The organism is Actinomadura sp. 9N407 (assembly GCF_044326315.1).
In the GTDB taxonomy this organism is placed as follows: domain Bacteria; phylum Actinomycetota; class Actinomycetes; order Streptosporangiales; family Streptosporangiaceae; genus Spirillospora.
In genome coordinates, this window is record NZ_JBIRAW010000006.1 from 53,248 (window position 1) to 75,422 (window position 22,175).

The 22,175-nt window shown below is 68.7% G+C and carries 17 protein-coding genes and 2 pseudogenes; 9 read left to right on the top strand and 10 right to left on the bottom strand.

All coding sequences use genetic code 11. The features are described from left to right. Positions 1 to 15: 15 nt before the first annotated feature. Together ACH34Q_RS11465 and ACH34Q_RS11470 are read right to left on the bottom strand one after the other, a co-directional pair. Entirely contained in the window at positions 16 to 4,410 is a 4,395-nt protein-coding gene (locus ACH34Q_RS11465) for a beta-ketoacyl synthase N-terminal-like domain-containing protein (protein WP_395982811.1), read from the bottom strand. Then, positions 4,407 to 5,030 (bottom strand): GNAT family N-acetyltransferase, encoded by a 624-nt coding sequence (locus tag ACH34Q_RS11470; RefSeq protein ID WP_395982812.1) that lies wholly within the window; start codon positions 5,028 to 5,030, stop codon positions 4,407 to 4,409. The genes ACH34Q_RS11465 and ACH34Q_RS11470 overlap by 4 nt, the downstream gene beginning before the upstream one ends. A gap of 261 nt (positions 5,031 to 5,291) precedes the next feature. On the opposite strand from ACH34Q_RS11470, the gene ACH34Q_RS11475 reads away from it, so the two are divergent. The 4 genes from ACH34Q_RS11475 to ACH34Q_RS11490 all read left to right on the top strand — a co-directional run bounded on the left by ACH34Q_RS11475 (position 5,292) and on the right by ACH34Q_RS11490 (position 12,477). Beyond that, positions 5,292 to 5,414, top strand: a complete 123-nt coding sequence (locus ACH34Q_RS11475) for a hypothetical protein (protein ID WP_395982813.1) — start codon at positions 5,292 to 5,294, stop codon at positions 5,412 to 5,414. Positions 5,415 to 5,495: 81 nt separating this feature from the next. Next, entirely contained in the window at positions 5,496 to 6,752 is a 1,257-nt protein-coding gene (locus tag ACH34Q_RS11480) for a condensation domain-containing protein (protein ID WP_395982814.1), read from the top strand. Then, entirely contained in the window at positions 6,749 to 9,226 is a 2,478-nt protein-coding gene (locus tag ACH34Q_RS11485; protein ID WP_395982815.1) for a peptidase domain-containing ABC transporter, read from the top strand. The genes ACH34Q_RS11480 and ACH34Q_RS11485 overlap by 4 nt, the downstream gene beginning before the upstream one ends. 155 nt (positions 9,227 to 9,381) lie before the next feature. Then, positions 9,382 to 12,477 (top strand): BTAD domain-containing putative transcriptional regulator, encoded by a 3,096-nt coding sequence (locus tag ACH34Q_RS11490; protein WP_395982816.1) that lies wholly within the window; start codon positions 9,382 to 9,384, stop codon positions 12,475 to 12,477. A 659-nt stretch (positions 12,478 to 13,136) separates the two neighbouring features. Here ACH34Q_RS11490 and ACH34Q_RS11495 read toward each other — a convergent pair. Together ACH34Q_RS11495 and ACH34Q_RS11500 are read right to left on the bottom strand one after the other, a co-directional pair. After that, positions 13,137 to 13,274, bottom strand: a complete 138-nt coding sequence (locus ACH34Q_RS11495; RefSeq protein WP_395982817.1) for a hypothetical protein — start codon at positions 13,272 to 13,274, stop codon at positions 13,137 to 13,139. Between the two features lie 109 nt (positions 13,275 to 13,383). Further along, the gene (locus tag ACH34Q_RS11500; protein ID WP_395982818.1) at positions 13,384 to 13,725 is read right to left on the bottom strand and encodes an MFS transporter; all 342 of its coding nucleotides are present in this window, start codon (positions 13,723 to 13,725) and stop codon (positions 13,384 to 13,386) included. 35 nt (positions 13,726 to 13,760) lie between these two features. Here ACH34Q_RS11500 and ACH34Q_RS11505 point away from each other — a divergent pair, with 35 nt between their 5' ends. Continuing rightward, positions 13,761 to 14,024 carry a hypothetical protein gene (locus ACH34Q_RS11505; protein WP_395982820.1) on the top strand — a complete coding sequence of 88 codons (264 nt, stop codon included), beginning with the start codon at positions 13,761 to 13,763 and terminating at the stop codon, positions 14,022 to 14,024. A gap of 394 nt (positions 14,025 to 14,418) precedes the next feature. Here the strand turns inward: ACH34Q_RS11505 and ACH34Q_RS11510 are convergent, their stop codons facing one another. Then, positions 14,419 to 15,324, bottom strand: coding sequence for a MerR family transcriptional regulator (locus ACH34Q_RS11510; RefSeq protein ID WP_395982821.1), 906 nt, complete (start codon positions 15,322 to 15,324; stop codon positions 14,419 to 14,421). A 637-nt stretch (positions 15,325 to 15,961) separates the two neighbouring features. On the opposite strand from ACH34Q_RS11510, the gene ACH34Q_RS11515 reads away from it, so the two are divergent. Beyond that, the gene (locus tag ACH34Q_RS11515; RefSeq protein WP_395982822.1) at positions 15,962 to 16,141 is read left to right on the top strand and encodes a hypothetical protein; all 180 of its coding nucleotides are present in this window, start codon (positions 15,962 to 15,964) and stop codon (positions 16,139 to 16,141) included. Positions 16,142 to 16,165: 24 nt separating this feature from the next. Here the strand turns inward: ACH34Q_RS11515 and ACH34Q_RS11520 are convergent, their stop codons facing one another. Further along, entirely contained in the window at positions 16,166 to 16,495 is a 330-nt protein-coding gene (locus ACH34Q_RS11520) for a hypothetical protein (RefSeq protein ID WP_395982823.1), read from the bottom strand. 10 nt (positions 16,496 to 16,505) lie between these two features. Here ACH34Q_RS11520 and ACH34Q_RS11525 point away from each other — a divergent pair, with 10 nt between their 5' ends. Both ACH34Q_RS11525 and ACH34Q_RS11530 read left to right on the top strand, forming a co-directional pair. Then, the gene (locus tag ACH34Q_RS11525; RefSeq protein WP_395982824.1) at positions 16,506 to 17,444 is read left to right on the top strand and encodes an alcohol dehydrogenase catalytic domain-containing protein; all 939 of its coding nucleotides are present in this window, start codon (positions 16,506 to 16,508) and stop codon (positions 17,442 to 17,444) included. 117 nt (positions 17,445 to 17,561) lie between these two features. After that, complete coding sequence (locus ACH34Q_RS11530; protein ID WP_395983068.1) at positions 17,562 to 18,029, top strand: GNAT family N-acetyltransferase; 468 nt, start codon at positions 17,562 to 17,564, stop codon at positions 18,027 to 18,029. Here ACH34Q_RS11530 and ACH34Q_RS11535 read toward each other — a convergent pair. The 3 genes and pseudogenes from ACH34Q_RS11535 to ACH34Q_RS11545 form a co-directional block, all read right to left on the bottom strand. Continuing rightward, complete coding sequence (locus ACH34Q_RS11535) at positions 18,011 to 18,421, bottom strand: MarR family winged helix-turn-helix transcriptional regulator (RefSeq protein ID WP_395982825.1); 411 nt, start codon at positions 18,419 to 18,421, stop codon at positions 18,011 to 18,013. The two genes, ACH34Q_RS11530 and ACH34Q_RS11535, sit on opposite strands and share 19 nt — an antisense overlap. Before the next feature lie 36 nt (positions 18,422 to 18,457). Next, positions 18,458 to 19,066: a histidine phosphatase family protein gene (locus tag ACH34Q_RS11540; protein ID WP_395982826.1), complete on the bottom strand. Its 609-nt coding sequence runs from the start codon at positions 19,064 to 19,066 to the stop codon at positions 18,458 to 18,460. Next, positions 19,063 to 20,118, bottom strand: a pseudogene (locus tag ACH34Q_RS11545) (IS256 family transposase); the annotation flags it as partial. The gene ACH34Q_RS11540 and the pseudogene ACH34Q_RS11545, both read right to left, overlap by 4 nt. Before the next feature lie 471 nt (positions 20,119 to 20,589). On the opposite strand from ACH34Q_RS11545, the gene ACH34Q_RS11550 reads away from it, so the two are divergent. Then, positions 20,590 to 21,255 carry a maleylpyruvate isomerase family mycothiol-dependent enzyme gene (locus tag ACH34Q_RS11550; RefSeq protein ID WP_395982827.1) on the top strand — a complete coding sequence of 222 codons (666 nt, stop codon included), beginning with the start codon at positions 20,590 to 20,592 and terminating at the stop codon, positions 21,253 to 21,255. A 104-nt stretch (positions 21,256 to 21,359) separates the two neighbouring features. Here the strand turns inward: ACH34Q_RS11550 and ACH34Q_RS11555 are convergent. Further along, a pseudogene (locus ACH34Q_RS11555) lies at positions 21,360 to 21,907 on the bottom strand (ATP-binding protein). Positions 21,908 to 22,175 lie beyond the last annotated feature (268 nt).

Sequence of the window (22,175 nt, forward strand, 5' to 3'; positions counted from 1 at the left end):
GCGCGCGGACCCGGGTCACCGTCGCGGCGGCGCCGGCTGCACGGCCTCGGCCACAGTCCGCAGCGTCCGCCACTCGAACAGTTCCCGGACGGAGACGTCCACCCCGAGCACCTCCGGTATCCGCCCTACCAGCCGCACCGCCATGATCGAGCTCATGCCCAGCTCATGGAAGTCGTCGTCCAGCCCGACCTCCTCGATCCCCAGGGCCTGCCGCCAGAGCGCCGCCAGCTTCCGTTCGACATCGGTCCGCGGCGGCGCGAACGGATTGCCGACGTACCGGGCGGCATGAGCGGGCACGGAACCCCCGGCACCGGCCCCGCCCGCGTCGATGGCGACACGGTCGGCGAGTCGCTCCCGCCCGAGCAGCCCGCCCGGACTCACCACGACCTGCGGACCCGCACCGGAGGCCAGGATCGACCGCAGCACCCCGGCCGCCTCCTCAGGGCCGATGGCACTTTCGCGGTACGCCTCCGGCACGGTGTCCTGCGCGCGGGAGGCCATGCCCACGTCCGTCCACTGCGGCCAGTTGATGGAGACGACATGGCGTCCGCTGCCCCACTGGGCCTGTGCGTAGGCGTCCAGGACGGCGTTGGCCCCGGCGTAGTCGGACTGACCGTAGTCACCCGTGATGGCCGTGATGGACGAGTACAGCACCAGCAGAGGCGGCCTGAACACCCGGTCCAGCACATAGGTGCCCTGCACCTTCGGCGCGAGGACCCTGCCAACGGCTTCCTGCGCACGTACCTCGATGAGACCGCCGCCCGCGACACCGGCCAGGTGGAACACGCCGTCGACCTTGCGGTGCGCGCGCATCACCTCCGCCCGGATCTCCCGCATCCGGACCTCGTCGGTCACGTCTCCGGCGTACACCAGCACCTGCCCGCCGGTCTCCTCAACGGCGAGGACTCCCCGGAGCCGCCGCCTCAGCTCCGGGTCCGGCGACCCGGCGGCGAGCGGCTCCCACTCGGAGCGGGGCGGTAGCCCGGACCGGCCCACCAGCACGACCCTCGCGCGCACCAGCCTGGCCAGTTCCCTGGCCAGTTCCAGGCCGAGACCGCCCAGGCCGCCGGTGATGACGTAGACCCCCTCCTCCCGGAGCACGGAGGTCGCCTCCGCGGCCTCGTCGAGCCGGACCGCGGAATGACCTGCGACCCACCTCTTGCGCCCGCGCAGCGCCACTTCCGGCTCGGCCGAGCCGGACCGCAGTTCCCGGAAAAGTTGGGTGGCGATGGTCTCCGCCTTGCCGGCTCCCGCGTCCTTGCCGACTCCCACGTCGACACCGCGGACCGTGACGGAACGCAGCTCCCGGGGCACGGTCTTCAGCAGCCCGCGTACGGCGGCCTTCGCCGGGCGAACGTCTCCGTCGCCCATGACGTCCTGCATACCGCTGGTCAGGACGAACAGCTCAAGAGCGGTCTCGGAGGCCCTCCAGGAGAATTCCTGGAGGGTGACCAGGAGGCTGTTCAGGCCGAGGTCGAGGTGGCTCCGCACGGCTGCCTGTTCGGTGCGTGCCGTGCCGCCGCCGAGGAGCCAGGCGTGTACCAGGCGGACCTGTTCGGGCCCCGCGTCGAGGACGGCGGCGGCAAGCCTGCCGTAGTCGGCGGCCTCGCGCGGCCGGATGATGTGATGCCCGTCCGCGGCGGCGTACCGGCCGCCAGGCGCGACGACGACGACGTTCCCGCAGGTGCCCTGTGCCAGCCGGATCAGCTCGTTGGTCACGGCCTCGTCGGGATGGGCGAACACCACCCACGCCACCCCCTCTTCACCGGCGGTGACCCGCGGCGGCGGGCTCGTCTCGGTCCAGGTCGGCACATAGAGCGGTCCCTCGTCCGGGGAGTCCCGATCGTCGGACTCACCGCCCACCCGTGGCACCCAGAACGTTTCGCGTTCGTAGGGATAGGTGGGGGCGTGCACCCGGCCACGTCGCTCGTGCGCCCAGAACCGGTCCCAGTCCACAGAGCAGCCGTACGACCACAGCCGGCCCACACCCTCCAGCAGCACCCGCAGGTCGTCGCGCTCGTCCCAGGAAGCGCGCAGCATGGGAACGGCCGGGGCGCGCTGCGACCGGTGCGCGTCCGAGTCCGTCGAGGTCCCGGCGACGAGATCGGAGGGCGCGTGCCCGGGGCCGACCTGCGCCAGGCGGTGGCCGTCGTCGGCCAGCAGCAGCCGGGCGGCGTCCGCGAAGCGCACGGACGCGCGGACGTGCCGTGCCCAGTACGCCGGGTCGGTGGCCTGATCGGGCGTGATCCAGTCGCCCGTCACATTCGACACGAACGGGATACGGGGCTCCCGGAGCCGCACCGTGGCGACACGCTCCGCGAACGCCTCCAGGACGGGGTCGACGCCCGCCGGAAGAAGCGGCCGGAGTTCGTCCTCGGGCGGCGCGACGGCCGTCATGGCGCCGGCCGGCAGCGACTCGATCATCCGGCCGCGATCGGCGACCAGGAGCAGGGCGTCATCGGCGTCCATGACCCCGGCCAGGGTGGCGGCCACGTACTCGCCGACGCCGTGCCCCGCCATCGCGGCGGGCGTGAGACCCCAGGAGGTCAGGAGGCCGGCCAGCGCGTGCTCAACGGCGAAGAGGGCGGGCTGTGCGACCGAGGTCCGGACGAGCGCGGCCTCTGCCCGGGCGGCCGCCTCGGCCGTCGCGGGGAACAGGACGCTCTCGAGGTCGAGGCCGTGGGAACGGCGCAGCACGGTGGCGCAGTGGTCCAGGATCGACGCGAATTCCGGCACTCGCTCATAGAGTCCGCGCGCCATGCCGACGTACTGAGAGCCCTGCCCGGGCATCAGGTAGGCCGGCTTGGGCATACGGCCGCGCGGTACCGGGTGCGCCGTCCCGGCATGGCCTGCGCCCAACCGGCTCACGGCGTCCTCCCTGTCGGCCACGACCAGGGCGCGGCGCACGGCACGGATGGGACGCCCCTCGGACAACGTGTAGGCGACGTCCGCGACCTCGCCGTCGCCGCCCCCGCTCCCCCGGGACTCGCGCAGGTGGTCGTGGAAGGCTTTCTCCATGGCCGCCAGAGCGGTCGGGGTACGGGCCGAGAACGTCAGAAGGTGGTACGGCCCCCGCGTCGGGCCGGTCTCCACCACCGGAGGCTGCTCCAGGATCAGATGGGCGTTGGTGCCGCCGATGCCCAGGGAGCTCACGGCCGCGCGGCGGAGCCCGGGGTCCCGTGGCCAAGGCGTCGTGCGGTCCACGACATGGAAGGGCCCGGCGTCGAAGTCGATCTGCGGGTTCGGGGCGCTGAAGTTGAGACTCGCCGGGATGATCCCCTCCCGCACGCTGTACACGGCCTTGATGAGCCCGCAGATCCCGCCTGCGGCGCCGAGGTGACCGACGTTGCTCTTCACCGAGCCCAGGGCGACGTTCCGGGTCCCGCGGCGGCCCGCGCCGTAGACGCGGTTCAGCGCGGCCACCTCGATGGGGTCGCCGACCAGGGTGCCCATGCCGTGGCCCTCGACGTACCCGACCGACACCGGGTCGATCCCGGCGATCCGCAGGGCCGAGGCGAGCGCTTCCGCCTGGCCCGCTTCGCTCGGCGCCGCGTACGCGGACTTCGCGGCGCCGTCGTTGTTGACCGCCGACCCGATGATCACCGCGTGGATCGCGTCCCGGTCGGCGACGGCCTCGCTCAGCCGTTTGAGCACCACCACACCGGCACCCGCTCCGAACACCGTCCCGGAGGCCCTCGCGTCGTACGGCCTGACGACGCCGTCCACCGCCAGGATCCCGCCGCCCTCGCTGTGCCGGTAACCACAGTACGGAGGGAGCGGGATCTCCACGCCGCCGGCGATCGCCATGTCGCACTCGCCGTTCAGCAGCGCCGCGCGCGCCAGGTGCACGGTCACCAGAGAGGTGGAGCAGGCGGTGAGGCTGCTGATGGACGGGCCGCGCAACCCCAGATGGTAGGAGACGGTGGTGGACAGAAAGTCGGCGTGATTGGTGATTCTCGCGCGTGCCTCGCCGATCGTCTCCATGAACCGCGGGTTGGCGCGCACATAGCCGGTCAGATACTCGTTGCCATTCCTCGCCCCCGCGTACATCCCGATACGGCCGCCGAAACGGTGCGGGTCGTACCCGGCGTCCTGCAGGGCGTCGTGACAGATCTCCAGGAGGACCCGCACCTGGGGGTCCATCGCCTCGGCCTCGCGCGGAGTGATGCCGAACAGGGCCGGCTCGAACTGGTGGAAGCCGTCGAGCAGCGAGGCGACCTTGATGTAGCCGGGGTCCGCCAGGGTTTCCTCCGGTACCCCGGCATCGCGGAGCCGGTCGTCTGTCAGCCGCGTGAGCGACATGGTGCCGGCGCACAGGTTGCGCCAGAACACCTGCAGATCACGTGCGCCGGGGAACCGGCCGGCCATTCCGACGACGGCGATCGCGCCCCTGTCCTCGATACGCGTCACATCGACGCCCTCGGCCAGTCCCGCGGCGCTATGGGATTCTTCCCGAGAAAGTCGGCGACAATTTCCCGGGCCGCCTCCTTCTCTGCGGCGGGAACGGCTTCCGATGGTCCCCGTGCCGCGTAGTACTCATCTCTGAGGACCGAGCCGATCAGGGCATCGTGATAGGTTCCGTCAACAAAAAAATAGTCTCTGAGCACACCTTCTACGTTGATCATTCCAGAGCAGAAGGTCTCTACCGCCCGCCGATTGAACACCCCGCACAAGAATTCCACGCGATGCGCGTTCTTCGAGTTGAAGAGCATTCCCACGAGCAGGATCGTCGCCTCAAGCCCGAAGCCGGCTCCCCACATGTCGGCATCACCGATCATTGCCCCGACGACATAGTTCCCCGGCGTGTCGGTCGGCCTCCACGCGACCGAGCCGAGCGCCTGGCCATCAGGCGTGCACACGATCAGGTACTGGTCGTCGGACCGCTCCAGGAATGCCTTGAACTCGGCAGCGCTGACTTGATGCTTAGCACCGGAACCATAGAGCCCGGCATTCGACGCAATCCATTGCGAGAAAAGTTCATAATCGCTGTCCGTCACCGGCGCCAGCGTTACTGAGGGCTTATTTGGCATGCGATCACAACCTTTCGGCACCTTACCGAGTCGTCAAGGTAGCGCGCTGGCGCGGGCCAGGGAAGGAGCGTGGCTAGTTCTCGCCATCATGCATTTGTGAGGTGTTGGCCGGCCCGCTTATCACTTAGATTCCTGTTCGTGTGAGTCCTTGCGTGCAGGAGCCAGGCTCTCACATTCATGCTGGTCATGGCCGTGCCGGCACCGCCCCCCAGCCGGTCCGGCTGTGCCGCCAGCACCGAATACGGGAAGGAGGTGTCACCCATGGGTAAGAAGGAGAAGAAGGAAGTCGAGAACGTCGACATCACCGCTCTTGCCGACGAAGAGCTCGAGGACGTCGTCGGCGGCGGGGACGACGCGGTCGTTCCGTACGCGAAGAAGAGTTGACCCGACGGGCGGTGCGAAGGGTGAGTTCCCAGTCTCTTCGTACCGCCCGACGCGGCCTCAAGAAGGACGAGGAGCAAGGGGATGGCCGGTTCCGGCCGAGGCACTGAATTCCCGCTCACCGCGGGTCAGCGCCAGCACTTCGAGGTCATGCGGAGAAACCCCGCGCTGCGCATGGCGATCTGGGACTGCTTCCGCATTCCCGGCGAGCTGGACATCGACACGTTCACCGACAGCGTCGAGATACTGGTGTCACGGCACGAGGCCCTTCGCGTCGAGGTACTGAAGCTGCCCGACGGAGAACCGGCACAGCGGATCAGGAGCCTGCCGCCCCGAAACGACCTGATCACCTGCCAGAACGTCATCGCCCGGTCGGAGGAACAGTTCAGCCGCTATATCCGGCACGTCATGGTCCAGGAGCAGCGCCGGGCATGGGACGAGGCCGCTTACCCGTTCCGGTTCCGGCTCTTCCGGTACAGCCCCACCGTCCATGCCCTGATAACCGGCTTCTCTCACATGGCGGTCGACGGGATCGGGGCCGAACTACTCATCCGCGACCTGATGCGCACCTATGCGGACGCCGTCGCCGATCGCGCCCCCCGCGGGCTCCCCCGCCGGAGTTTCACCGACTCGGTCGTACGGCGGCCCTCCACGGACGGCGGCTCGGTGCGGTCCGCGGAACGGGACCCCTCAGGTCCGCTCACACGGTTCGACGTGCCTGCTCCGGATCCCGGGGAGCGTGGCCTCCGCAGCAGGCAGTCCTCCCTCTCCCTAACCGGGACGCGACTCGCCGCCCTCAGGGAGCAGGCCGACCTGCACGGCTGCTCGGAGTTCACCTGGATCCTGGCCGCCTTCGCCAGGACCGTCCTCGGGTTCACCTCTCAGGACCGGATCACGATCGCCGTCCCGGTCAATCTGCGCGCTCCCGCGGAGCGCGAGGTCGTCGGCATGTACGTCATGGAGGTCCCCGTGGCCGTGGAGAGACCGCGGGATGCAGGCACCGGGCGCGATTTCGTCGCGGCGGTGGGAAGCGCGGTGCTGCGTGCCACGGTCCGGCACCGGCGGAGCGCGGCTTGGGACCAGGGGCACCCGGCCGATCTCTTCGTCAACTACCGAAGGCGGTCCGGCGCACCCGGCCGTGAACCGCCCGCGCTGGGCACCACCGGCTATCTCCCCAGGATCGACTATCAGATATCGGGCATAGGGCTGCGAATATTCAGTCGACCAGATGTGCTCGACGTCCAAGTGGTGTTCGAAAGCAGCGTGTTCTCAGTGGACAGTGCGGGAAACATCTTCGAAACTCTTATCAGGAACCTGATAACTGCTTCAGGGCGACGATGAAGGAAAAGAGCGCCGGTCAATCGTCGTTCGACTACTTCGCGCGCCCGCAGCTGACCGGCGATGGGACCGGAAGTCCTCCTGAGCCCGCCTCGGAGAACGGGCGCCCAACCGAGCCCCCGCGTTTCCGCGAGGAGGCGCTTCAGGCCACTTCGGTCGGCCGTGAGTTGGGCCCGCCCATGGAGAAGGGCGGGTTCTCCCGGCCGTCGTGGCCGGGCGTCAAGGAGCTCAGACTCCGGACACGAAGGCGGCGCCCCGTCCCGGTGCACCTCCAGGCCCAGTTGAGCGACTGCGGTCCGGTCAGCCTGATGATGGCGCTCGGACACCACGGCATCCGGGTCGGCCTCGAGCAACTCCGCCAGGACACCGACTGCGGGCGGGACGGCGCGTCGGCCCGCGCCCTCCTGACGACCGCCCGTAGATACGGAATGCCGGGCAGGGGGGTGCGGACGTCCCTGGAGGGACTGCGGAGTCTGCTCCCCGGATCCATCCTCTTCTGGAAGTTCAACCACTTCGTCGTTCTCGAGTACGCCACACGTCAGTACGTCTATATCGTCGATCCCTCCTACGGCCGGCGACGGCTGCGCATCGAGGACGTCGACCGTCTCTTCACCGGTGTGGCGGTCGAGTTCGACGCTCCCCTGCGCTCGGTTCGCCGGCGGAGAAAGGTCAAGCGACCGCAGAGCCCCTGGCGGCATCTCGCCTACTTTTTTCCCCGTTCGAAGAAATGGCTGGTTCTGGCGGCGGCCTCCCTGGTCCTTCTCGTCTTCGGACTGTCGGCGCCGCTCGCCTCCGCCTACGTCATCGACCACCAAGGTCCCGGAAACCACCTGACTCCGGTCCTGGCCGCCGCGGCCATCGCCGTGTCCACCCTGTGCTTCTTCCTTCTCCAGTTGCTTCGTGGCACCGTCATCCTCGAACTCCAGGCCGCGGCGGAGAAACGGGTGACCCTCGGCATCTTCAACCGGCTCCTCGCGCTTCCTCTCGGCTTCTTCGGGCGGCGCACGCCGGGCGACCTGGCGCTGCGGGTGCGCACCGGCACCTCGGTCCGGCAGGTGCTGACCACCTCCATGCTCTCGGCTGCCTTCGACGGGGTGCTGGTCGTCTGCTACCTCGCCGCGTTCTTCCTGGTGGAAAGCCAGGTAGCGGTGTGGGTGTCGCTGCTGGCGGTGGTCCAGGTCGGGCTCCTGCTGCTGGCGTGGCGGTCGCAGATCTATCTGGCCGCCGACGAATTGGAGTGCCAGGCGCACTCCGCAAGCGCGCTGAACGAACTCCTCGAAGGCATCGGCACCGTGAAGGCGGCGGGTCTGGACGAGATGATGGGCGGCCGCTGGACCCACTCCCTGATGGAGGAGATCAACGCCGGGACGAGGCGGCGCCGCCACTTCACCCTGTTCTCGTCTCTCGTCGCGTCCATCCAGTTCATGGCGCCGCTGCTGGTGCTGGTCACCGGCGCCTTCAAGGTGAGCGCCGGGCAGCTCGGGCTCGGCGAGATGACCGCCTTCACCTCCCTGTCCATGGGGGTCTTCATTCCCTTGACCAGCCTGGTGCAGGCGGGGTTCCAGGTGGCCACGCTGAAGGCTCCCCTCACCCGGCTCGGCGACATCCTGGACGCCGAGCCCGATGAGCTCGGACGGGCGGCCAAGTCCCGATTCGACACAGGGGGGGACTTGGCGGTCAGGGGGATGTGGTTCCAGTACCCGGGGGCCATGGACCCGGCGTTGACGGACATCGACCTGGACATTCCCGCCGGGGCCTTCGTGGCGTTCCTGGGCGCCTCCGGGTGCGGCAAGTCGACCTTGGCCATGATCCTCGCGGGACTGTACCGGCCCGTCGCGGGGCAGGTCCTGATCGGCGGGTCGCCCTTGCACCACATCGACCGAGCCGCCCTGCGGCGGTCGATATCGTTCGTCAACCAGGACGCCCGCGTCTTCGCCGGTTCGATCCGCGACAACATCATGATGGGCGCCTCCGCGGCGGACGGTCACACCGGCGACTACGTCCACGCCGCCGGCATCGCACAGATCCATGACGAGATCACCGCCATGCCGATGGGCTACGAGACCCTCCTGGGCTCAGGCGGCACCGGCCTCTCCGGCGGCCAGCGTCAGCGGATCGCACTGGCCCGCGCACTCGTCCGCCGCCCACGGATTCTCATCCTCGACGAGGCGACCAGCGCACTGGACCGGGTGACCGAGGAGAGGGTGATCTCAAGCATCCGGAAACTGGGCTGCACACTCCTGGTCATCACCCACCGGGTGGCCGCCGCCACCAAGGCCGACGAGATCTGCATCATCAGTGGCGGCCGGATCGCGCAGCGCGGCGATCATGAGCGGCTCGGCCTCCGGACCGGCCCGTACCGTGACCTGATACTGGCCTCGGGCATCACGAGCGGCCCGAGCCCGAGCGGTCCGGGTGCCGAGACCCCGCCGCCGGGTGGCCGAACTCAAAGACACTCCCACAATGGACAGTCTTGAACCAATTGAGTGAATCGTCCAAATTTTCCTCATTGTTCGGCAATGGAAACTTTACTGAGCAGACCCTGATCTGCCGTGACGCCGTGCTAGCTTCTCTCTCCGAGATCGCAACCGGTTCGGGATGTCAGAAGCTGGCGGACTCAATGGCGGACGAGATGCCTACCACGGATCCCTGCTTCCGGGTTCTGGGGCGCTTGGAGGTCCGTCTCGGCGGGTCTCGCGTCACGCCGCCCGGCTCCGCCGTTCTCCAAGCCCTGCTGGGATCACTGATCATCGCACGCGGCGAACCGCTGACCGTGGACCGGCTCATCGATCTGGTATGGGCGGACCGCCCCCACCAGACCAGTCACGCGACGGTTCATGTCGCCATCTCGCGTCTGCGCAGATGGTTCACCGGCTTTGACGGCACGGCGGAGCCCCCCACGATCGGCCATGCCGACGGCTACCTGCTGCACTGCCCGCCGGAGCGGTCGGACCTCGGCCGGTTCTCGTCGTCCCTCACCCTGGCGCACGCCGCGTCCGAACCGGAGGAGCGCTTCCAAGCCCTTTCCGCGGCCTTCGGGGAACACGGCGGCCCCCTGCTCTCCGGCATGGCAAGGATCAACCGTTCCGACCCCCTCGTCCACTCGCTCGAACAGGAGATCGGCCAGGCCGGCCTCGCACTCGCCATGGCCGCCAGGGAGACCGCGACGCCGGAGAACTCGCTCAGGACGGTGCGGAGTCTGGCGCGCGAGCGTCCCTATGATGAGCCGCTCCACGCCGCACTCATCGATCTGCTCCTGGCTGCCGACAGACCGGTGGAGGCACTGCGTGCCTACCATGAACTCGCTGCGCGTCTGTCGAATGAGCTGGGCATCGAGCCAAGCGAAAAGGTGCAGATGGCGCACCTGCGCGTCCTGGCCGCCGACCGTCCGATCCATGCCACGGCCTCGACGCCCGAGAGCCAGGCGGTCCCCGCCCCCGCCGAACTGCCGCCGGACATCGCGGACTTCACGGGCAGGGGCGACGAAGTGGCACACCTCACCGAGGTCCTCACCAAGCCACGGCCCGGAACCGTCGCCATGGCCAGCGTCGCGGGTCTGGGCGGCCTGGGTAAGACCACGCTCGCCGTGCACGTCGCGCACCGGATCGCAGATTCCTTTCCCGACGGCCAGCTCTACGCGGACCTGGGCGGTGCCTCCGCCGACCCCGTACGCCCAGAGGACGTGCTCAGCCGCTTCCTGTTCGCGCTGGGTGTCAGTGCCGCCGGCATTCCCGAATCCCTGGACGAATGTGTGGCGCTTTACCGGAGTTGCCTGGCCGGGCGCAGAATTCTCATCCTGCTCGACAATGTCGCCGGGGAGGAGCAGGTGCGGCCGCTGCTGCCCGGGGCTCCCGGCACGGCCGTGCTCATCACTGGACGCGTCCGCCTGGTCACTCTCGAGGGTGCTGCCCTCCTGGAGCTCGACGTCCTGCCGTCCGCCCAGGCCGTGGCCCTGCTCATCAGGATCGTCGGCCCCGAGCGCGTCAGCGACGACCTGGAGACGGCTTTGGAGATCACCCGGCTGTGCGGCCGGGTCCCGCTGGCGGTGCGCGTCTCGGCGGCCAGGCTCGTCGGCAGACGGCAGTGGAGCCTGTCCCACCTCGCCAGCGTGCTCGGGGAGGAACGATACCGGCTGGACGAACTGGTGGCGGGGGACCTCGACGTCCGAGCCGGATTCGAGATGAGCTACCGGACGCTTCCGGCCGGCGCGAAGCGGGCCTTCCGGCTGGCCGGGCTGCTTGACGCGCCCGACTTCACTTCCTGGGCGGTGGCGGCCCTGCTGGACGTGCCGGCGCGGCAGGCCGAACGCCAGATCGAGATCCTGGTGGACGCGCACCTGCTGAACCTCATAGGGACGGACGAGACGGGCACGCTCAGGTACAAGCTCCACGACCTGATCCGGCTGTACGCGCGCGAACGAGCCCTGCGTGAGGATTCCGAACCCGAGCGGGAGGCCGCGATCCGGCGGGCCCTCGGAGCTTGGCTGGCACTGGCGGAGAACGCGGCGGAATGCGTCCCGGGTCCCTGCTACGCGCCCATACACGGTCCCGCGCCGCGCTGGCGGCTGCCCGCCGCGATCTCAGAAGCGTTGCTGGCCGACCCGATGGCGTGGTTCGGCGCCGAGCGCTCCGCACTGGTCGCCGGGGTGGCACAGGCATGCGAGGCGCGGCTGACCGAACTCGCGTGGGACCTCGCGGGGTCCACCGAGCAGTATCTCAACGTGCGCGGGTTGTATGACGGCTGGCAGCGCATGCACGAGCGGACGCTCGCGCTCTGCCGTGAGACCGGTGACAAGCGCGGCGAGGCCGTGATGATGCGCGGCCTCCTGGAGGTCACCACCTGGACGGCACCGGCAGGCCCCGGACCTGCGATGACACAGATGCGGGTCACCGCGTCCGGACTCCTCGATCTGTTCACCATGCTCGACGATCCGGTCGGGGTGGCCGACGCCCTGGTGGCCCTGGCCTGGGGCATGACCGCCCATGGGAACGCCCCGCAGGCCCTCGCCCTGGCGGAGCGCGCCCTGCGGATCGCCGTCGACGCCGACTACATCGGCGGCCAGGCGCGGGCTTATCACGTGATGGCGGTCGTCCACGGCGAGGACGACCCGCAGGGCGCGGTCGTGGTCCTGGAACAGGCGACGAAGGTCGCCGTGGCGCTCGGCAACGCTCGCTACACCACGACGATCACGCAGTTCCTCGGCGCGGCGAAATCGTTCTGCGGTGACATCTCGGAAGGCACGGAACTCCTGGAGAAGTCCCTGGCGATGGCACGACGGTTGAACGACCGTTATCTGGAGACGTTCTCGCTGCTCTACCTCTCCAAGCTTTTCGTCGCGATCGGGGACGAGCGTGCCAGGGCGACCCTCCACCTGACGCTGACCCACAGCGAGAACGGCAACTTCGGCCATCATCTCGCCGACGCGCTCAGCGTCCTCGGGCATCTGAACCTGGCCGAAGGAGACCTGCCCGCCGCAGTCGCCGCCTTCGAACGCTCGGTCCAGGTCTGGAGAACCCGCGGCTGGATCGCCTACCTGGCACGAACACTCCGCTCCCTCGGCGACGCCCACAACGCCGCCGGCGACCACCACACCGCCAAAGCCACATGGGAAGAGGCTCGCGAACTGTTCAGCGGGATCTCCGACGACAACGGCATGAGAACGCTGGACGCCCGGCTCGCACGTGACGAAAGCAACCGGCACTCGCCGGGCCGCGGAGGGCCTCTCTAACCACGCCGCAGGCTTCGTGTAATGCTACGGACCACACCGTCGCCCCCCTGCACAGGGCTTTTGACGCTGGGCTTCGACCCCGCCGTTTCCAGACGGAGCCGCCAGCCTGCTCCCGGTCCTTCTGGCAGCTGCCCGAACCGGACTTCCACCGGCAAGCGACGACGCGCTTACGAACACAAAGGATCAGCTACTCACGCAGCCTCACCTCCCTGTTCTGCTGGGCGCGCGAAACTTCGAGGTTAGGCACATGAAAGGCGGGTGTCGCTAGCTTGGCCATCACTGACCAAGAGCGGCTTCAGGAATGATCGCAATGACGTCGTCCATGCGGTCCCGAGTTGCTCGGAACGGTAGACCGCACAGGAAGCGGGACGGCATTGACACGCCATTCAGGTATCCCTCGCAAGGCGGCGCCAGAGTTTCCCAATGTCAATTCTCTGCGGGCGGAGAGAAAGAGACGTCCCGCTAACGCGCATATCCCGCGAAGGAACGCAGAGGCGCCGGCGGTCGACAGGCTCTCGCCGGGCGCGGCGAGGACCTGCCGCTCCAGCCGTGGCGCACACGAGATGCTTCCGCCGGACGCTCCCAGCCACCTGCTCCCGATCGTCGCAGCCCTGCTGTCCGGGCAGACGGACGAAGCGGCCAGCAAGAGGCTGGGGATCTCACCACGCACCTTCAGCCGACGCGTGGCGGAACTTCTCGACCACCTCAACGTCGCCACGAGGTTCCAGGGCGGCGTGGAACTGCTGCGTCGCGGCTGCAAAAGCTGTTCGGACCAAGACGATACCGCTCTCGATCATGACCAGCCGACAACCTCTGGATGATGCGATGAGGGAGCGGGGCCTTCGCTTCCGTGACAATTCGCGGAGTAGTTGGTTTCCCGTCAGCCTGCATGGCCCATGTCGGCCCTCATCGAACGCTCTCGGGCGGGCGGATCGGAAGCAGCGCCACCAGCCCAACCAACAGGACCACGGTGCTGCCGGCCAAGCCCGCCCGCTGGGTGTCGAACAGCGCGATGAATCCGCTGAAGGCCAGCGGTCCGAGAAAGCCGACGGCGCGCCCTGTGGTGGCGTAGAGCCCGAACGCCTCGCCTTCCCGCTCGGGTGTGACGATGCGGGCGAGGAAGGTCCGGCTGGACGACTGGGCGGGCCCGACCAAGGTCGCTAGGAACAGCCCGCGAACCCGGAACGCGGTCTTGCCTGGTAGCGCCACCAGCGCGCCGCCCACCAGCACGAGCCCCAGCAGCGCCACGACGGGCCACCGCGCACCGCTACGTCACCGAAGTCGTGGCACTGCTGGCCGAACTGGCGCCCGATCTGCGGCAGGCGCTGCGGATCGCGGCGCGCAAGGCTTTTGTGATCCTGGACGGCTCCCTGATCGCCACCGACCGACTGTCGGGGGCGGCCGACCGGCTGTACCACTCGGGAAAGCATCGTCGGCACGGGGTGAACGTGCAGTTCCTGACCGACCCGCATGGTGAGCTGATCTGGGCGTCGGCGGCAAGAGCTGGCACATCCTACGGAAGGCCCGCTGCTCACCCAGCCGCCTGAGCGACATCGTCCGAGCCATTCTCACCCTCCACCACCAAGCCAGGTGAGGTTGGAATCAGCTCACTGATCGCCCCAGGCCTTCGCGGACTGCGGATCGACGCAGCCGCACCGCCGATACACCGCACCAGAACTCTCGATAACAGCCATACCCGCCACCTACACCACCGATAGGGGGAGCACCCTGCGAACACAGGCGGTTCGAACCAGCAGGCCAGGGTCACATCACTTCACGAAACCCAGTGCGGCTCAAACACCACTCTGGGCTCACTTCAACGGCGAACGATCCCCCGTTGCGAAGATCGCTGGCGCCGTCCTCACATCTGGGCCGGTTCTCGCTCGCGGGAGCAGGCCCGTGGAAACACCGGCGCGGACGCCCACGCTGCTAGGCCGTGTTTCAGGTGGCGGGTGGCTCTTGGGCGGATAGTTCTCCGGCCAGTTCCATACAGCGCAGGCGGGCTGGGGAGAAGTCGTAGGGCATCTTGCCGATGGCTTCGAACACGCTCATGGAATCAGCCTCCCGCCTGGCAGAACTGAGGTCGGCCTCGTCCTCGCCATCATCGGCGGTAGCAGGGTGCTCCCAGTCGTCGAAGAGGGCATCGTCGTCCTTCTCTAGGCCGGACTCCTCGATGACGGCTTGCAGGGCGCTTTCGAAGGCGTGCCGCTCGGCGGCCACCTGAGCCACCCGCGGATCATCGACGGCGACGCTGTCATCGAGTGCCTCCTCGGCGTCATCGACGCGGTCGGAGTCCTCCCGCAGAGTGGGATGCGTGGCCAGGACGACGAAGCGGGTGGTCTGGACGGCCGCGCCGAGCGGGCCGAAGATCCGCTCAGTGACCAGCAGACTGTCCAGGTCCGCCTGACGCAGGGAGTCCTCGGGCAGGCTCTTGAGGCGGTCGGTGACGAAGTCGGAGAGCAGACCCATCCGGCTGCCTTCGGTGCGCATCCGCTGCACAACGGTCCGCTGCCGCCGCAGTTCCGCCTCCTGCTCGGCGAGGGTTTCCTCCAACCGCTCCAGGATGCCCGCGATACCGTCTCCGCTGTCCGCACTGGCGGAAGCCGTGCCGGTGGTAAAGGCGTCACGGATGTCGTCCAGGGCGATGCCGGCGTCGGCCGTCTTGCGAATCCACAGCAGTCGGATCATGTCCTCGTACCCGTAGCGGCGGCGGTCATCGCCGCCCCGCTCAGGCTCGGGGAGCAGGCCGATCTCGTGGTAATGGCGAATCGCCCGCGGCGTGGTGCCGGCGAAGGCCGCCGCGTCACCGATCTTGACCTGGCGAGGTGGCATGAAGGACGAATGCATGAGCAGGGACCTTTCCTCAAGGATCGGGACGTAAGTCCACCGAACCACATGCCCCTACGGAAGGTGCAACCCCATGCACGCCCCGCGCCAATGCCAGGAAACGCGCTCTCCCTCCGTGATGACCGCAGGCTCGTCCTTTCCTGCTGGGGCATCCGCACGACGGCAGACTAGGGTTCACGGCCACTGATGAATCGCCGCGACCTGAACCGTCGCCTCGAACCGACCCGCAAGTTCGTCGAACCGGGTCGCCACGGCCCGGCGCTGCTTGAGACGGCTGATCCCTGCGGGTGCCGAAAATATCGTCCACGCAGGTGAGAGCGGCATCGGCCGGCGCTCATGCGTCAGGTGCGGCGGTAGTGGTCGATCAGCTCCGAACGGCCGCGCTGGAGGTGATCGCCGCGGCACGATGGTCGGTTGTGCTGTTGCGATTGGTCTACCTGGCGGTACGAACGCCTTCGCGATCCTGCGCCTTCGTTCGAAGCCTTCTACGACGAGCACCGCCCCACCGGGGTATAACGAACGCCCGCCCATGCGTTCCGCTTCCCCCGCCGATCACCGAGCTCGTCCCGATCAGGCGTCTGAACATCCGAAGACATCAACGCCTCGGCGGAATCCTCAACGAATATCAGCATGCCGCGTGACCTGCACGGACAGGGTTCTCGGCACCCGCAAGGCCCACCGTGCCGCCCGCGACCACGCGGCGGTCATCGCCGACGTCGGCATCGATCCCGCCGAGGCGATCCGGATCGTCGAGGCCGCACTGGGTCATGCGCCGACACCATACGGACCGACCATCGCCACGCCACTCCGTCCATGATCACCTCGCTGTGCGGGCTGGTGATCAGGAAGCGTCGACCGAACGGTCGGAGCCCGCGGCACCGAGGCCGGACGGTTTGGGCGCGATGCCGTTGAGGACCACATCGAGCAGGGTGCGGACCCGCTCGGTCGTCAGCGGGGCCCGGGCGAGCACCGTGACGACGACGGCGCCGGTGAGTGCGTCGGCGGCGCTTTTCAGGTCGGCGTCCGCGCGGATCTGCCCGGCTCGCCGCCCGGCGTTCAGGCGCCGCAGCAACGCTTCCTGCTCCGCACCGGACAGTCCTCCCGCGAGGGCTCTGGTGGCTAAGTTCCGCCCATCGTCGCCGCGCTGACACGCGAGCGGCTCCAGCAGCAAGGAGCAACGGATGAGAGCATGGCGATTCGTCGGGGCGCACCAGCCGCTGCAGTTGATCGAGAGGCCCGATCCCGTCCCCGGTCCGGGATTCATCGTGCTGGACGTCCAGGCCGCGGGCATGTGCCACAGCGATGTGGGCTTCCTCGACGGTGTGATCGCACCTCCGACCGTCCCGCTGGTCCTCGGCCACGAGACCGCCGGGATCGTCTCCCGGGTCGGACCTGACGTCGACGGGCTGTCGGTCGGAGACCGTGTCGTCTTCGCCGGTGACGAGGCCTACGCCGCAGGCTGGACCGCGGACGGAGGGTTCGCCACCAAGTGCCTGGCGCCGGTGACGTCGCTGATCCGCCTGCCCGACTCGGTCTCGTTCATCCAGGGCGCCGCCGCCGTGGACGCGGGCGCGACGTCCTACGGCGGCGCCGTGCACTCCGCCGGCCTGAAGTCGGGCGATCGCATCGGCATCGTCGGCCTGGGCGGTCTCGGGATGACCGGAGCGCGACTCGCGTTCCTGCTGGGAGCCGAGGTCTATGCGGCCGAGCCGCGGCGGGAGACATGGTCGCTCGCCAAGGAACGCGGCGTCATCGACATCGTCGAGGACGTACTGGAGCTGGCCCCGCTCCAGCTCGACACGATCGTCGACTTCGCCGGCTTCGGAACCACCACGGCCGGGGCGATCTCCGCTGTCCGCCCCGGTGGCCTGGTCGTACAGGTCGGCCTCGGCCGCAACGAGGCCACCATCTCCACCGCGGAGCTCACCTCCAAGCCCGTGACGCTGAAGGGCTCGCGCGGTGGCCCGCCCCACGCGATCAAGGCCGTGCTCGACTTCATGGCAGACGGCCGGCTCGAGATTCCGGCCACGACCGTGGGGTTCGAGGAGATCCCCGCCTCGCTCGACCGCCTGCGCGAGGGCGGAGTCGTCGGCCGGCTGGTGGCCACCCCCAACGGCTGACCCCGCTTGCCCCGAGGGACTCGCGGGCCAGGGCGTTCCCGGGATCGTGACGGTACGGGCGGGGTGGCTTGGCTGTTGTGAACCAGGTCCTGATGACGGAACGCTTGGTCCTGCGTCCTGCGTCCTGCGCCTGCGCGGGACCACGCGGAACTGCTGGCGCACTGGACCGCGCCGGAGGTACGGCGGTTCCTGTTCGACGGGGCGATCCTCTCGCCGAAGGAGATCACGCGGGCCATCGAGGACAGCGTGCGGAGTTTCGCCACCGCCGGGTACGGCCTCTGGCTCGTCCGGGAGGCGGAGGGGACCGGCCTGGTCGGCACGGCCGGGATCCGGCCGCTGGACGATTTGGGACCGGAGGTCGTCTACAGCCTGGCTCCCGGCAGTTGTGGCAAGGGGCACGCCACCGAGCCCGCCTTCGCCGTGGTGGAGTACGCCCTCGGGCCGCTCGGCCTGCCCGAGGTGCTGGCCGAGATCGACGAGGGCAACGCCGCCTCGGCCGCCGTCGTCGAACGGCTCGGCATGGCGCCCTTCGAAACGGTGCCGGGCCTGTTCGGCCCGATGACCTGTTACCGCAGAACACGCTGAACGGATGTCCTGATCAGGTGCTTCTGGTGCTCGCCGGGCCGGAGGGCGCGGTTGAGCAGAGCTGTGAACTGCTGTAGTTCGCGGGTGCTGAGCGTCCCCAGCGGATTGTTCTCCTGGGCGGCCCGGATGATCTCGTCGCGGACCCGCCGGCCCTTGGCGGTCAGGATCAGGACGCGGGAGCGGCGGTCGGCCGGGTCCACGGCGCGCTCCACCAGGCCGCGGTCGGCGAGCTGGTTGGCCATGAAGGTCAGATTCGGGGCGCTGCAGTGCAGGCGTTCGGCCATGGCTTTCATCGAGGGCGGCGGTCCACTCCAGCCGAGGCCGGATGACCTGACGACGCAGCACCGCGACCTCATGCCGCAGCACCAAGATCTCCATATCCTTCGAGACATCACTGCGCGCCAGCAACGCTGGCCGACCGATAGGGGCTAAGCGACTGCTCCGGGCCATGCTGGGCAGTGCCAGGTGTGGCCGTCCCACTCGATGAGGAAGGGGCGAGCGTGGGGCAGGGGTGTGCCCCAGATCTGGGAGCCGAGGGCGCATAGGCGTCCGAGGGCGACGGTGAGGCTGGCGACATGGCCGACGACGGCGACGGTCTCACCGGGATGAGCTCCGGCGATCTGCTGGAAGGCCGCTGTCACGCGGGCGATGACCTGGTGTCCTGTTTCGCCGTCTGAGACCCGTTGCCCCAAGTCGTGCTCGACGACCCAGGCGTGAAGAACTTCTGCTGTCCGGGCGCGGATCGCCGGGTCTTTGGTGCCCTCGTGCTTGCCGATACCGACCTCGGCCAGCTCCGGCATCGCCGTGATGACGAGGTCCGGTACGGCGGCCAGGTGCGCTGCGGTCTGCCGTGCCCGCACCGCCGTGCTGGAGTAGATCCTGGTGATCGGCTCGTCTGCGAGGATCTGGGCTGCAGCGAGGGCCTGGTGGCGGCCGTGTGCCGTCAGCGGCACGGTCGGAACGGCTCCCGCAGTGCCGGTAGTGACGTTCCCGGACTCGGCATGGCGCAGGCACCACATGCGGACGCGGTCGCTCATGCGGCCTGTTCCCCGCGCTCAACGAGTCGGCCGTGTTCGAAGCGGGCTCCGGCCCGGACGAGAGCGTCCAGGTGCGATGCGTTGACGGCGCGCAAGCGGGCCTGGGCCGACTCGATGAGTTTGAACGCCATGGCGAGGCCGGCGGCGCGTGAGCCGGGTCCTTTGGTGACCTTGGCGACGGCCTTGGGGTGCTTGGCGCCATAGGCGTCGGCGAAGGCCTGCACCGCCTTCCGGGCATGGGTCTTGTCCTCGGCGTTCCAGATCTCGGCCAGCGCCTTCTTGGCGCCGGGGTGCGCCGACTTCGGGGGCGCACCCCGGCAGTCTGCGATCTTGTGAAACCAGCAGCGCTGCTCGCGGGTTTCGGGGAACCCCTCCAGCGGCGCGCCCCAGAACCCCAGCGCCCCGTCACCGACCGCCGGCGCGGGGACGCCCATGCCGCGGCGGCGGCAGTCGCGCAGCAGGCCGGCCCACGACTCGGTGGATTCGCGGTAGCCGTCGGCGAGCGCGACGAGTTCTTTGCGGCCCTCGGCACGCACCCCGATCACCACCAGCAGGCACAACTTGTGCTCCTCCAGCCGGATGTTGACGTGGATCCCGTCAGCCCACAGGTAGACATGGTCGACCTCGGACAGGTCACGAGCGCCGAACGCACGTTGCTCGGCCTTCCACTGCTCGGTGAGCCGGGTGATGACCGAGGACGACAGCCCGGCAGTCGAGCCGAGGAACTGCCCGAGCGCCGGCACGAAATCCCCCGACGACAAGCCGTGCAGGTACAGCAGCGGCAGCACCTCGGTGATGCGCGGACTTTTGCGGCACCACGGCGGCAGGATCGCCGAGGAGAACCGCTCCCGTTCACCGGTGACCGGGTCGAGGCGTCTCTCGTTGACCCGCGGCGCCTTCACCTCGACCGCCCCGGCCGAGGTGAGGACCTGCCGGGGCTGGTAGTAACCGTTACGAACGACCAGGCGGCGGCCGTAAGAAACACGCTCGTCGACGAACCGGGCGAGCAGGTTCTCCAAGCAGGCCGACGCGGCAACGTTGGCTGGGAAGGCACACCCCGAATGCTCAACGTAGTTCCCGACCCGTCTGACCGCGACCAGGGTGACGAGATGCGTCCGGCCGCGTCGTTGATCGATGAGATCGCTTGCGAGGGCGCCTGCCGGATGCTGGCCGAGGCGTTGCAGGCCGAGGTCGACGCTTACACCAAGTGATCCGGGAGGGTACCCCCTTCCCGGTGATCCACAGGTTCCAAGCATTGCTTCCCACCTACCAGCTTGGGGGTCTAAAGGTAATCGCAACACCTGACCCCGAGCAGTCGCATCATGTCGGTGCCGATGAACGTGTCACCTCAACCTGAGCTACCGGTGCGCGTGTGATCCGGGGTCAGTCGTCGGAGAAAGATCGCCCGCTGGCGATGATTTTGCTCCGGAGCATGAGTCTTCTTCAGGAACGCCCCTGCCGGACGTCCACTGTTCGGGCCGGGGGCAACGCAGATCACGATCCTTGACAGGAGTCCAGCTCATATGACTGATCCGGCACTGAGGGCAGACCGCAATCGCGAGACCGGGTTCTGGCCCTTGATCCGCACCGAGCGAGCGGCGCTGGCGGCCGATCTCGCGGATCTGACGGACGAGCAGTGGGCAACGCCGTCGCTGTGCGCCGGTTTGACGGTGCGTGAGGTGCTGGCGCACCTGACCGCGAGCGCGAGCCTCAACACCGTGAGCTGGCTGGCGGGTGTGATCCGCTGCCGGTTCGACTTCGACAAGCAGGTGGCCATGCGGCTGGCCGAGCAGCTCGGCGCGACCCCGGGCGAGACCCTTGAACGTTTCCGGCGCATCGTCCCGAGCACGACCAAGCCTCCCTTGCCTGTCATCGCCATGCTGGGCGAGACGATCGTGCACGGTGAGGACATCCGCCGCCCGCTGGGCATCCGCCACGACTATCCGATCGGGGTCGTCACGCAGACGGCCGAGTACTACCAAGGCTCAGACCTCGTGGTCGTTGCCAAGGGACGTATCGGTGGCCTGAGACTTGTAGCGGATGACGGCCCGTTCACGACCGGCTCCGGGCCCCTCGTGTCCGGCCGCACCTTGAACTTGGTAATGGCCATGACCGGGCGCGCGACCTACTGCGACGATCTCGAAGGCGACGGTGTGGAACTCCTCCGCAGTCGCTGCGGGACAGCCTGACACGATGCCGTGGCATCCAGCCCGGCCCCGGACCAGCCACCGACGTGGTCCGGGGCTGATCCGACGTGAATGGTCATCGTCGGGTGACGATGAAATTCGGCAGGTCAGCCCGCGATAGTGCCCTGTGCTCGGGCTGCCCTGGTGCTGGCAAGCCGGTAGGACTCCGTGCCGGTCCCGCCGAAGGTGAGGCGGTCGATGATGGCCACGCAGAGCCGCGGATCGGTGGTTTTGGTCAGGATCCTCTCGTCCGCAGCTTCGACCAGCTCGTTGACCGGTTTGGTGGCGAGTGTGTAGCGGACCCGGAAGCCGGCCATGGCGGCCTCGGTGCCGAGCTCGATCAGCAGGTGGGACTTGCCGGTGCCGGAGTCGCCGATCAGGCAGAGCGGCACGCCCTTCTTGACCCATTCGCAGGCCGCCAGGGTGGGGATGACCGCGGCGTCGATGTTCCCGTTGCCTCGAAGTCGAAGGTCCGCAGTGACTTCTCCCGCGGGAACTGCGCCGCCTTGATGCGCCGTTCGGAGCGGCGGCGGGCCCGGTCGTCGCACTCGGCCATCAGGAGTTCGGAGAGGAAGCCGCGATAGGACATCTGGTCGCGGGCGGCGGCTTCGGCCAGGTGGGGGAACTGGGCCCGAATGGTCGGCAGCCGGAGCATGCGGCATGCCTGGTCAACGGCGGCGTCGGCGGCCTGTTCGGTCAGCCCGCGGTGTCGTTGGAGTGTCACGGCATCTCTCCATGGATGGCGGGTCGGTCGGCCGGCTGCCGTGCTCGCGGCAAGTGGTCGTAGGCCGCGACCGAGGGAGGCGACCGGGTGTCGGGCCAGCCGCCGTTCGGTCAGCGAGGTCACGTTCGTTCGGTCCGGCTTGGCCGGGACAGGAGCCGCGACATCGTCGGCTTCGGCCGCCTTGCGTGCCTCCAGGGCG